Origin of the sequence: Psychrobacter arcticus 273-4, from assembly GCF_000012305.1 — a bacterium.
GTDB classification, from domain to species: Bacteria; Pseudomonadota; Gammaproteobacteria; order Pseudomonadales; family Moraxellaceae; genus Psychrobacter; species Psychrobacter arcticus.
This window is the reverse complement of the sequence record NC_007204.1, coordinates 1,996,733-2,008,759: the sequence shown is the minus strand read 5'-3', so window position 1 is coordinate 2,008,759 and position 12,027 is coordinate 1,996,733. Positions and strand designations below refer to the sequence as shown.

The following is a 12,027-nucleotide window of genomic DNA, read 5'->3' as shown; positions in this document are numbered from 1 at the left end:
AAAAAATAAAAAGGCAGTATAAGTGATTCACTTATACTGCCTTTTCTTATAAATTCTTTAAGCTTCAATCTTCAAAAAATAGCTTAAAAGGTAGAGTGGGTAAATAATCAGGCTGATGATGACTCGCCTGATTATTAAGCACTATGACACCTTTAGCAATCAGTAATATCGTCCAAGGCAGCAATTGATGCTCAAGCGTTTGCACACGCGCTTGCAGGCTCGCAGTTGTATCCTTTACACTCAGTGCTAATACTGCTTGAGTGAGCACTTGCCCTGCATCAAGCTCTGCTGTGACAACATGGATACTACAACCATGATGCCGCTCGCCAGCCTGTATGACACGCTGATGAGTATCAAGCCCCTTATAACAAGGTAACAGAGAAGGGTGCAGATTGATCATAGGCACTGGCATGCTGTCGATAAACGTACCGCTAAGGACACGCATAAAACCTGCCAAGACAATCAAATCAGGCTGCCAAGCTGTTAGCTGCGCGCTAGCATGGGTCTCAAAGGTTTTGATGCCCATGCGTTTGCCGCTCGCCACGTGAGATAGCGCCGCCACGGGAATGTCAGCATCTTTTGCCCGTGTGATGGCATAAGCATCTTCACGGTTGCTAATCACGCCGACAATCTCAATCGGTAGCGCGCCTGCTTGCATGGCATTAATCAATACTTGCAAGTTGCTACCACTACCAGATACCAAGACAGCAATGCGCAAAGGCTTGCTGTCTAGGCGTGTATTGGCTGATGTTAAAGAGGCATTTAACGATAAAGGTGTAGCTGACATTAACGGTACACCACGGCATCCGCTTCGCGGCTAACCATTTCACCTAATTTCCATGCTTTTTCGCCAGCATCGGTCAAGGTTTTGATGGCAGCATCTGCTTTATCTTTTGGTACGACGATGACAAAACCAACGCCGCAGTTAAAGGTACGGTACATCTCGCTTTGTTCAATATTGCCTTGGGTCTGTAACCAAGTGAATAGCTCTGAGAACTGCCAGCTGCTAGTGTCGATACTAGCCGCTAAATGGTCCGGTAGTACACGTGGTAAGTTATCCGTTAAGCCGCCGCCTGTGATGTGTGACATTGCATGCAGGGCCGAGCTACCAAGAGTATCTTGCAGTGCTTTAATGGCTTTGACATAGATACGAGTAGGTGCCATGAGGGCATCTTGAATAGACTGACCATCTAGCTGTTCATTGCTACTAGTCACATCCACACCGCTCACTTCAATGACTTTGCGTACCAACGAATAACCGTTAGAATGCGCGCCACTTGAAGCAAGAGCAATTAGCACGTCACCTTCAGTCACATTTTCGCCAGTGATGACTTCTGCTTCTTCAACCACACCGACACAGAATCCAGCCAAGTCATAATCATCGTCTTGATACATGCCTGGCATCTCAGCAGTTTCACCACCAATCAGCGCACAATTTGACAGCTTACAGCCTTCGCCAATACCTGTGACGACAGTAGCCGCGACATCGACGTCAAGCTTGCCAGTTGCGTAGTAATCTAAAAAGAACAATGGCTCAGCACCACAAACTAATAAATCGTTCACACACATGGCGACCAAGTCGATACCGATAGTGTCATGGCGATTCAGCTGTAATGCCAGTTTGAGCTTGGTGCCCACACCGTCGGTACCAGAGACTAGTAAAGGTGAGGTATAACCAGTCGGAATGCGACAAAGCGCCCCAAAGCCGCCAAGTCCGCCCACCACTTCAGGACGTGAGGTGGCTTTTGCCACGGATTTAATACGTTGTACCAACGCATCGCCAGCATCAATATCAACGCCAGCATCTTTGTAGCTTAAAGAAGGCTTGTTACTCATGGTCATCTCACAAATTTTATAGGGAATGAAGGTCAGTCAGTAAAAACGCGTGTCGGTCATATGAATTTTGCAGATTGTGTGCGCATTATACCCAAAAACCACCCTTACTCGCAAAACAACTTGCGGTTATTTGCTCGATATTTGGCTAATATTTCATAAAGACCGTAATAAAGATGAGATAAAAAATCAGAAACAAAAAATGACGGCTTTTTTATATGGCTCTGCGATAATAGAAGGCTAAAGTTATTGTCAATAACTGTTTGCTATTGGGATAGTGTCGTTCAATAACAACTATCATTAACTTTGAATCAAATCACCCTTTTAAATCAGCCCATTCGTAGGACTAGCCTTCATGACAAACCAGTCAATAGACCCTTTTTTTCGACGCCTATTTATTGTCGTTGCTATTGTTGTAGCTATGGTTTTATTGTACTTAATGATGCCGGTCATTGTGCCGTTTGTCTTTGCTTTTGTATTGGCTTATTTGTTTAATCCACTGGTCAAACGCCTATCAAAATATATTAAACGCTGGATTGCCATTATTGTTGTGTATTCGACGATTACGCTGAGTATGGTGATGCTACTCTGGTGGTTGATACCGACATTGTGGCATCAGCTGCAAGCAGCATGGGATTATCTGCCACAGCTTTTGACTTGGTACAATGAAGTAGTACGTGAATGGTTTGCTAGCAATAGCCGTATTCGTCTGCCAGAGCTTGAGTCCAAAGGCTTCTCTGAGACCTTGGTTGAATACATGCAAAGCAATTATAAGTTTGAAGATGCCAGTACCATGATGAGCCAAATATTGGCGTCTAGCATGAACTTTATCAATAATGCAGGGCTCATTGTGTTGGTGCCGATTTTGACCTTTTATTTCCTATTTAATTGGGATCAACGCTTACATACATGGAAAATGGCGATACCCGCGCCATACTGTAAAAAAGTAATTCAAATTGCGCAAGAGTGTGACCGTGCGCTGATGGCTTTTATTAAAGGTCAGCTTTTAGTGATGGTATTACTAGGTGCTATTTATGCTGTACAATTACAGCTTATCGGGCTTGAGCTTGGGCTGATTATCGGTATGGTTGCAGGTATTGCTAGCTTTGTCCCGTATTTGGGCTTTGGTATTGGCTTTGTCGCAGCGATTATCGCCTGTCTATTCCAGTTTGGCCTAGATTGGACATATTTATCCTTGATTGTTGGCGCGTTTTTGATTGGACAAGCTGCCGAAGGCTATATCTTGCAGCCGCTATTATTGGGTGACAAAATCGGTCTATCACCATTATGGGTGATATTTTCGGTGCTGGCAGGCGCAAGTTTGTTAGGTTTCGTTGGTATGCTGATTGCGCTGCCAGTGTCTGCTGTCCTTAATGTTTTATTCCGTCATTTTTATGTTCATTATCAAACGACTGACTTTTATAAAGGTCGTAAGCAATTGGCATTATTTGAAAAATAATCATGCCGTTGTATGTATAACTGACAGGAAATCATTTGGGTGGCAGGGTATAGTTGAAATACTTTAAAGTCGCTACCGTATTGCTGGTGTAAATTTTTTGCAGCCTCTGTCTGCGTAGGCACAGCAAGCAAGAAAAATTTGCACCAGTAGTACGTGTTGTATCGATATTACTTTTCACCGACTATATATTACATTCTTTTTCCTGCGTGATAAAAGGGGATTGATTGGCTGTTATGGGTAAAAGACTTGTCAGTCATTTTGCAAATATGTTATATATAGGCGCAGTATTAACGGTATTGATCGTTACTAGGTTGGCTTTGGTTAAAATGAATTTTGCCAAAGTCAGTTTATAAGTATATTAGTCGTTTAGCCTTTTTATTGATTGTGCTACGCAAACCGAGTTGATGATTCATGGCAGAAGCACAGCTAAGTCTCAATCTGGACATAAAGCATGATGCAAGTCTCAGCGACTTCTCTGGTCCGGGTTGGATGTCTATTATCGATGCAGTGCGGCAGTTACATGTCGGCCTGATTGGTCAGCTGTACCTATTTGGCAGTCCTGCTACTGGCAAATCGCACTTATTATCTGCTATTTGTGAGTCGTTTATCGAAATGGACAAGTCAGCAATTTGTCTGTCATTAAATGAGCTGATTCATACCGATGTCAATGTGTTGTCATCGCTAGAGAATTTCTCCTTGATTGCGATTGATGATTTAGAAGTCATTGAACAAAACAGTCAATGGCAAGAAGCTTTATTTCATCTGATCAATCGTAGCCGTGAAGGGCAGCGTCAGCTCTTATTTGCCGCCAATAAACCAGCATCCGAGCTGCCTTTTCAGTTAAGAGATTTGCTTACCCGTTTGGCACAAGCGCCCTCATTTAAAGTACCGACAGGACATGATCTTGCAGATCGTGAAGCATTATTGCAGTCGATATTGCGCAGGCGCGGTTGGCAGTTTGATGAACGCATTGCCAATTATTTGCTCACTGAAGGACCGCATCGTATTGGCGCAATGATGGAGGTGCTCAATTACATTCAACCCATGTTCTCCAATTTGGGTCGTAGTAATATATCAAAAGCGGTGATTGGTGATGCGCTGCGTACCATTGATGAGCAGACACTTGCCGCCGAACTTGCTGATATCGCCCAAGAGTCACAAGTAGACAACGATGCCGCTGATCAAGACCAGCATAGTCAGCATACAATGCCACTTGATTTTTAGCATGCAGAACACAAATTTTCTCTTTAAAATACCTTTACTATTACTGGAAAAATTATGAAATCAAACGCGTCTTTGCTAAAAAAACTGTCTATGAGTGCTGTGTTTGTTGGTGCAGCTTCTGTCTCTATGCTGTCGCAAGCGGCAGTCACTTTATTGGTTGATGATCATATCAAAGTAACGGCAATCAATGGTCAAGAGCTGACACAGAGTGTTTTTCAGCCATTAACCAAGTCATTTACCTTGCAGCCTGGCAAGCATGTGATTACGGCCAAATATGACCGTCTCTATAACCTGCGACACGATGAGCATGATTATCTGCGTTCAGGTAATGTCAGTGTTGCCGCCGAAATGGTAGACAATCAAACTTATCGCTTAACCATGCCAAATCAGCCAGAAGACTATGCCGCTGCCAAAACCTATGCTGAGCGTCCAACGTTAGCGATACAACAGAATAATGCCGTCATCGCTAGTCAACAAAGTATTGCTGGTAACAATGGCAGCTTATTCTCAGGACTCGGTAAAGCATTAGGCGGCGTTTTTGGTGGTAGCGGTGATGCTGAGCTACAAAATCAGCGTGCGATAGCCGCACTCGATCAACCATCTGTAAGCACTAAAGCGTCGGTAAATACGGGTGCCACTATGACACAAACGACGAGTGTCAATGCTTCTACCAGTGCACTTGATCAATTTATGCAGATTTGGCTACAAGCCACGCCTGCTGAGCGTGAAAAAATGCGTCAATGGATGCAAAAGTAAGCTTTAAACGCTAAAGAAATTGCCCATAAAAAAAGCACCTATTTAGGTGCTTTTTTCTGCTCTGGGTTTTATGATTATGTAGTCTAAAATAGACAATCTACATGAAACGATTAACCTAAAAAGGCATTATACATCCATATCAGTTTTTCTTGCTCTTGCACATAGGCATCTACCAAATCCGCTGACCCTTGGTCGTCGGCATCGCTTGCTAGCGCCGATACTTGGCGTTGTTCCTCGATAAGCGTTTGCAAGCCGGTCACGACGCCTTTGACGCAAGTTGTGCCGTCTTTAACGTTTTTATCTTCTTGGATACTGGTATGCTGAGCAAAATCGCTATAAGCATGTAGCGGCGTACCACCTAAGGTTAAAATACGTTCAGCGATTTCATCGATTTGGATTTGTAATGCGCTATACAGCTCTTCAAACTTTGGATGTAAAGTGAAGAAATGCTCGCCTTTGACATTCCAATGATAACCACGAACGTTGATATAAAACAGATGGTAGCTAGACAGTAGACCATTTAACTTGCTGATGATTTCGCTCATATCTGCTTTTTCTAGACCGATCTGGTTAGTGTCGTTATTATTGTTACTCATTATATTATCCTTTTCATTGAGTGTAGGTATCAAATATTAAGTCGTTAAACTTTTAAACCTAAGCAACGAAGGTTAGCTATTATTAGTCTAAAGCACAAATAACCGCTTACTGCGCGTTACTCAACCTTTGATGCTTACTATTGTAGCAAGCATGCAAAAATAAGTTAAATTAATCAAATTAAAATTTGTAATATATTTTATAAAACAACAAAACCCTTGGTCTAAATAAGTTTTAAGCTTACTTGGCTGGCAGCTGTAAGTTTTCCGGGTTCAAGCCTTTTATCGCGACTACTTCTATCAAATGCTGGCGTACCGTATCGATAGGGAATTTTTGAGCTTGCAGGCGCTTAGGGATAATCTGACTACCTTGCTGACCTTTCATCTCAAACATCATAAAGATATAGTCATCTGTCTCATCCCAACTTTTCACGGCACTCCAAGGAATCACCGCTTGTTGGGTGCTGCCTGCACGCATCTGCATACCGCGCATCTGATTGCTATTAAACATATCTGACTGATTAACCGGCACTGCCATCACAATCCCATGCTTTTGTACACCCAGTTTCATTTGGCGCATCTCATCAGGCATTTCTTGCTCAGCGACCTGCTTTTCAAACTCTTTTTTCACATACCATTTGAAACCAAGGGTACGAACCAGCAAATAAATCACAACTGCTGCTAGTATGAGCCAAAAAATAATGGTCGAATAACCCGTCAAAAAGACCAGACCAGCAACGGCTAATATCACCGCGACTGCCATGATGACCCATTCTTTAAGCTTGATACTTGACAGACCAAATGACGGGCTGGCACTAGCAAATAGCTCAGATTGTGCTTGATGGAATTCTGCCTCGGTTAGGTTTAAGGCAACAGGTTGCAGCGTGTAGGGGTACAGAGCCATAAAGGTTTCTCAAATACTTATAGTGAAAGCGTTAAATTAAAAGAGCCAAACGTCAACAGCAAGGCAATATTTGGCTGGAAATAGAATAAAGATATGCGCTTATCTTACCGAAAACTGTCCTTAAATGAAACATATAAGCCACTCTGTTCGCTAATAGATGCCATATTAAAGTCATTAATAAAGGTATGTCACATTTGTAGAGGGTTGTGAAACCTTAAATCATATTATGAGCAGGTTAATATGAGTAACTCTTTTCTATTTAAACTTTATGAGAATAGAAGCTCAAAACTCAGCCAAGAGATGGGTAAAAAACCGCCAAAACATGGTCAAAACAGCCGCAGCTTGGTATTATAGCGGCTACCTACCTACTTTTAAGCACAATACGGCTATACAGCCCATATTTTCATTATTTTCACACCTTTTATCCACTTTTAGCGCGACAGGCACCTACTATGATAGACCCAAAACTCTTACGCGGCGATTTGACAGATTTACAGCAGCAATTGGCCACCCGTGGTTATACGCTTGATATGGCGTTCTGGCAAAGTATTGAGAACGAACGTAAATCACTACAAGTACAGACAGAGGAGTTGCAGTCGCGCCGTAATGCGGGCGCAAAACAAGTCGGAGCGCTCAAAAAATCTGGCGAAGATACCAGTGAGTTGCTTGCTGACATGCAAAGCGTGAGCGGTGAGATAAAGACAGCCGAAGATGAGCTGCGTACTTTGCAAGAGCGTATTAACCAAGCGGCATTGCAAATTCCAAATATTCCAGCAGCCGATGTACCGGTAGGCGCGTCAGAAGATGACAATGTCGAAGTACGTAAATGGGGTACACCGCGCGAGTTTGATTTTGAGATTAAAGATCATGCGCATATTGGTGAGACGCTAGGTATGCTTGATTTTGAAGCTGCTGCCAAGCTGACTGGCAGTCGTTTTAACGTCTTAAAAGGACAATTGGCGCAGATGCATCGTGCTTTGATTCAATTTATGCTTAATACGCATACGATAAAATATGGCTATACTGAAACTTATGTGCCCTATATCGTTAATTCTGAAAGCTTAAAAGGCACGGGTCAGCTGCCAAAATTTGAAGGTGATTTGTTTAAATTGATCAATCATACGAATAATGATGATATGGATTTTTATTTGATTCCAACGGCTGAAGTACCGATGACCAACTTGGTACGCGGTGAGCGCCTGGATATTAAGGAGCTGCCATTAAAGTTCACCGCGCATACACCCTGTTTCCGTAGTGAAGCCGGCTCGCACGGTCGCGATACCCGTGGTCTGATTCGTCAGCATCAATTTGAAAAAGTCGAGATGGTCAATATTGCCACCGCTGAGCAGTCAGATGAGTTGCTTGAAGCGATGACTGGACAAGCAGAATTTATTTTACAGCAGCTTAATTTGCCGTATCGTACTGTCAAATTGTGTACGGGCGATATGGGTTTTGCCGCGCAAAAAACTTACGATATCGAAGTATGGCTGCCAAGCCAAGATACCTATCGTGAAATCTCAAGCTGCTCTAACTGCGGTGACTTTCAGGCACGCCGTATGGGTACACGCGTCAAAGACGGTAAGCAAACCAGCCTTGTTCATACCTTGAATGGTTCAGGTTTGGCAGTAGGTCGTACGTTATTAGCGGTCATGGAAAATTATCAAAATGCTGATGGTAGCATCACGATTCCAGAAGTATTGCGTCCGTTTATGGGCGGTGCTGACTCCATTTTATGATAGTTGTTTTATGATTGATGCAATCTGCGAGTCAATATGCTAATGCTAGCTCGCCGATTGTGCTTTATTGCAGTAAGTGTTGGTCAAATTGATAAAACTGATACAAATTATTATTAAATACGAATGCTTCTGTCAGCGTCTTTTTGGCTAGGCAGAGCGCAAATATGTTAATATTACACCCTGTATTTACAGATTATTCGTTAAGGACACCTATTGCGTCCTTATTTTATGACCCTCTGAGTAAACTCTCCTCTTATCCTCCATAATTCTATTCGAATATTAGGACACTCTATGCCAGCTCCAATTAGCGAACGTAAATTAGCCAATGCCATCCGTGTACTGTCGTTCGACGCGGTTCAAAAAGCCAATTCTGGGCACCCTGGTGCACCAATGGGCATGGCTGATATTGCCGAAGTTTTGTGGCGCAAGTTTTTAAAGCACAATCCTGCTGACCCAAGCTGGCACAACCGTGACCGCTTTGTATTATCGAACGGTCATGGCTCGATGCTGATTTATTCATTACTACATTTATCTGGTTATGACGTCAGTGTTGACGATTTGAAAGGTTTTCGTCAATTACATTCGAAAACGCCAGGTCATCCAGAGCTTGGCTATACGCCAGGTGTTGAAACCACCACTGGTCCACTAGGACAAGGTATTGCCAACGCGGTTGGTTTTGCGATTGCAGAAAAAACATTGGCAGCGCAGTTCAATCGTGATGGTCATAATATCGTTGACCACCATACCTATGCGTTCTTGGGTGATGGCTGCTTGATGGAAGGTATCAGTCATGAAGTGTGTTCGCTGGCTGGCACGTTAGAGCTTGGCAAGTTAGTATTCTTCTATGATGACAATGGCATCTCAATTGATGGTGACGTCGAAGGCTGGTTTACTGATGACACGCAAGCGCGCTTTGAGTCTTATGGCTGGCAAGTCATCAAGGTAGATGGTCATGATACCGATGAGATTACGCAAGCCACTGAGCAAGCGATTAAAGAAACGACTAAGCCTAGCTTAATCATTTGTAAAACGACCATTGGTGCAGGTAGTCCAAACAAACAAGGTTTGGCAGCCAGTCATGGCGCGCCACTAGGTGATGATGAAATCGTCTTAACTCGTGATGCGTTATCTTGGAAGCATGCGCCGTTTGAATTGGATGATGAAATCTATCAAGCGTGGGATGCCAAAGCCAAAGGCGATGTACAACAGAAGAACTGGGACGCGAACTTTGAAGCTTATAAAAAGGCTTATCCAGAGTTGGCAGCTGAGTTGGTTCGTCGTTTAGAAGGTGACTTGCCAGCTGATTTTGAGCAAAAAGCGCAAGAGTATATTCAGCAAACTCAAGACCAAGGCGGCGATGTTGCCAGCCGTAAAGCCAGCCAAAATGCGATCAATATCTTGCAGCCATTACTGCCAGAATTGCTTGGTGGCTCAGCGGATTTAGCGGGCTCAAACCTCACGCTATTTAAAGACGCCAAAGGTATTCAAGACGATGACGCGGGCAACTATATCTATTATGGTGTGCGCGAATTTGGTATGACGGCGATTGCTAATGGTATCGCGCTGCATGGCGGTTTTATTCCTTATGTTGCTACCTTCCTGATGTTTATGGAATACGCACGTAATGCGGTACGTATGGGCGCGCTCATGAAACAGCGTGTGATTCATGTTTATACCCATGATTCTATTGGTTTGGGTGAAGACGGTCCTACGCATCAGCCGGTTGAGCAATTGACCAGCTTGCGCACCACGCCAAACTTACGTACATGGCGTCCTTGTGATGCGACCGAATCAGCGAGTGCTTGGGTAGAAGCGATTAAATCAGAAAACAATCCATCTGCATTGATTTTTAGCCGTCAAAGCTTGCCACATCAAGCTCGTGATACTGAGCAAGTCGCCAATATCACTAAAGGTGGTTATGTACTGGCGAAAGAACAAGGCGAGCTACAAGCGATTATCATCGCAACTGGTTCAGAAGTCGGTCTTGCTATGCAAGCTTACGCGACCTTAAGCGAAAATGGCGTTGGCGTGCGCGTGGTCTCTATGCCATGTGCTGAAATCTTTAGCGAGCAAGATGCCAGCTACCGTGAAGGGGTATTACCTGCCAATATCCGCGCCCGAGTCGCTGTAGAAGCAGCACATGTCGATTACTGGTATAAGTTCGTTGGCCTAGACGGTAAAGTCATTGGTATGACGACTTATGGCGAGTCTGCACCTGCTGATGAGCTATATAAAGAGTTTGGTATTACTACTGAAGCTGTGGTTGATGCGGTAAATAGTTTGGTGTAATCAATACTTAGTTTTTGAGTTTATAAAAGAGCTGCTGGAGGAATCTGGCAGCTCTTTTTTTATGGCTTTTTTTATGATTTGGAGCTGATCCTATTTTTCACTATTATCTGCCTCGTCATGGCGTGCGGACTATGATGTCTGGCTGCGTTCCATCATCCGAGCGACTACCTCCAAAAGCCTGCATTGTTATCAGTAGAATACCGTTATTGTTGAGCTTAAATCGCACTATAAGGTGACTATTATGTGGTAAATTAAGATAAAATAAATTCAACTAAGGTACGGTTTTATCCGTACTTTGGGCTATCGTTATTAGTCCTACCAACCTGCAAAGTATTAATTAGGTATTCTCATGATTAAAGAACTAATTAAAGATATAAGTTACGATAAAATTTCTTTGAATCAAGCTCTAACAAGAGCTAAATTAATTGCCTATAAAATCGATAACAATGAGTTTATAAGTTGGATAAATAAAGAGCTTAATGGGTATGATGACTTAGATATTGTTCCTGAATATAGGCAATTGGCCTGCGATATAGTTGCTAAGGTTGAGAACCCTTATCATGGCTCAAAACGTGTGCCCATAGATCTAACTGAGTTAAACCAGAACATAGAAGGTAATCTTTACAAGTTTAATTATATTTCAGGTATATCTAATATTGAACAGAATTTAGAGAATGTAAATCATTCGAATGAGCAATATGGGTATATTGATTTACCTATTGGAATAGTAAGAAGTATTATTAATATAGTTCAGCAAAACAATATATCTGCTGTAAGCAGAAAAATGCAATTTGGACAATTGCATAATATATTAAGTACAACTAAGCAAAAACTATTAGACACATTACTTGAGTTAAATAGAGCTTTTCCAAACTTAGAAGATGAATATATGAATGATGATAAAAAAGATACAGCGAGTCAGATAATTACCAATATCTACGGTAATAACGCAAGTTCGAACGTTGGTGTGGGTCAGAATTTCACACAAGGTATTAGCAATAGCTATACGGAAAAAGTAGAGCAAGTCCTTAATGATTTAAGGCAGCTAGGTGTTCCGAATGAAGATATCAACGAATTAGAGGATATTATCAATAGTGAACCAGATAAAAGTAAACTTGGTACTAAGTTTCTTGCTTGGTCATCAGCGCTCATGACAAAAGCTTTCGAAAAAGGTATAGATGTCAAAGTACCTGAAGTTTTAGATGCGATTCAGAGTCTTATTATTTAATATAT

Annotated in this window: 10 protein-coding genes; 6 read left to right on the top strand and 4 right to left on the bottom strand. The window is 42.5% G+C overall.

Annotated features, from left to right (window positions below):
* Positions 1–64 precede the first annotated feature (64 nt).
* On the bottom strand, positions 65–787 hold the full coding sequence (purN, locus tag PSYC_RS08430) for a phosphoribosylglycinamide formyltransferase (protein ID WP_011280889.1): 723 nt from the start codon (positions 785–787) through the stop codon (positions 65–67).
* Positions 787–1,836, bottom strand: a complete 1,050-nt coding sequence (gene purM, locus PSYC_RS08425) for a phosphoribosylformylglycinamidine cyclo-ligase (protein WP_011280888.1) — start codon at positions 1,834–1,836, stop codon at positions 787–789. Before purM ends, purN begins: the two co-directional genes overlap by 1 nt.
* Before the next feature lie 352 nt (positions 1,837–2,188).
* On the opposite strand from purM, the gene PSYC_RS08420 reads away from it, so the two are divergent.
* From PSYC_RS08420 to PSYC_RS08410, 3 genes are all read left to right on the top strand, one after another.
* Complete coding sequence (locus PSYC_RS08420) at positions 2,189–3,292, top strand: AI-2E family transporter (protein ID WP_011280887.1); 1,104 nt, start codon at positions 2,189–2,191, stop codon at positions 3,290–3,292.
* A 411-nt stretch (positions 3,293–3,703) separates the two neighbouring features.
* Positions 3,704–4,516 carry a DnaA regulatory inactivator Hda gene (hda, locus tag PSYC_RS08415; RefSeq protein ID WP_011280886.1) on the top strand — a complete coding sequence of 271 codons (813 nt, stop codon included), beginning with the start codon at positions 3,704–3,706 and terminating at the stop codon, positions 4,514–4,516.
* Between the two features lie 54 nt (positions 4,517–4,570).
* On the top strand, positions 4,571–5,272 hold the full coding sequence (locus PSYC_RS08410; RefSeq protein WP_011280885.1) for a DUF2057 family protein: 702 nt from the start codon (positions 4,571–4,573) through the stop codon (positions 5,270–5,272).
* 110 nt (positions 5,273–5,382) lie between these two features.
* On the opposite strand, the gene PSYC_RS08405 is transcribed toward PSYC_RS08410, so the two are convergent.
* On the bottom strand, positions 5,383–5,868 hold the full coding sequence (locus tag PSYC_RS08405; RefSeq protein ID WP_011280884.1) for a Dps family protein: 486 nt from the start codon (positions 5,866–5,868) through the stop codon (positions 5,383–5,385).
* A 238-nt stretch (positions 5,869–6,106) separates the two neighbouring features.
* Entirely contained in the window at positions 6,107–6,769 is a 663-nt protein-coding gene (locus PSYC_RS08400; RefSeq protein WP_011280883.1) for a YcxB family protein, read from the bottom strand.
* Between the two features lie 452 nt (positions 6,770–7,221).
* Here PSYC_RS08400 and serS point away from each other — a divergent pair, with 452 nt between their 5' ends.
* The 3 genes from serS to PSYC_RS08385 all read left to right on the top strand — a co-directional run bounded on the left by serS (position 7,222) and on the right by PSYC_RS08385 (position 12,022).
* Positions 7,222–8,505 (top strand): serine--tRNA ligase, encoded by a 1,284-nt coding sequence (gene serS / locus PSYC_RS08395; protein ID WP_011280882.1) that lies wholly within the window; start codon positions 7,222–7,224, stop codon positions 8,503–8,505.
* 291 nt (positions 8,506–8,796) lie between these two features.
* The gene (gene tkt, locus PSYC_RS08390; RefSeq protein WP_011280881.1) at positions 8,797–10,794 is read left to right on the top strand and encodes a transketolase; all 1,998 of its coding nucleotides are present in this window, start codon (positions 8,797–8,799) and stop codon (positions 10,792–10,794) included.
* 349 nt (positions 10,795–11,143) lie between these two features.
* Positions 11,144–12,022, top strand: coding sequence for a hypothetical protein (locus PSYC_RS08385; RefSeq protein WP_011280880.1), 879 nt, complete (start codon positions 11,144–11,146; stop codon positions 12,020–12,022).
* Positions 12,023–12,027 lie beyond the last annotated feature (5 nt).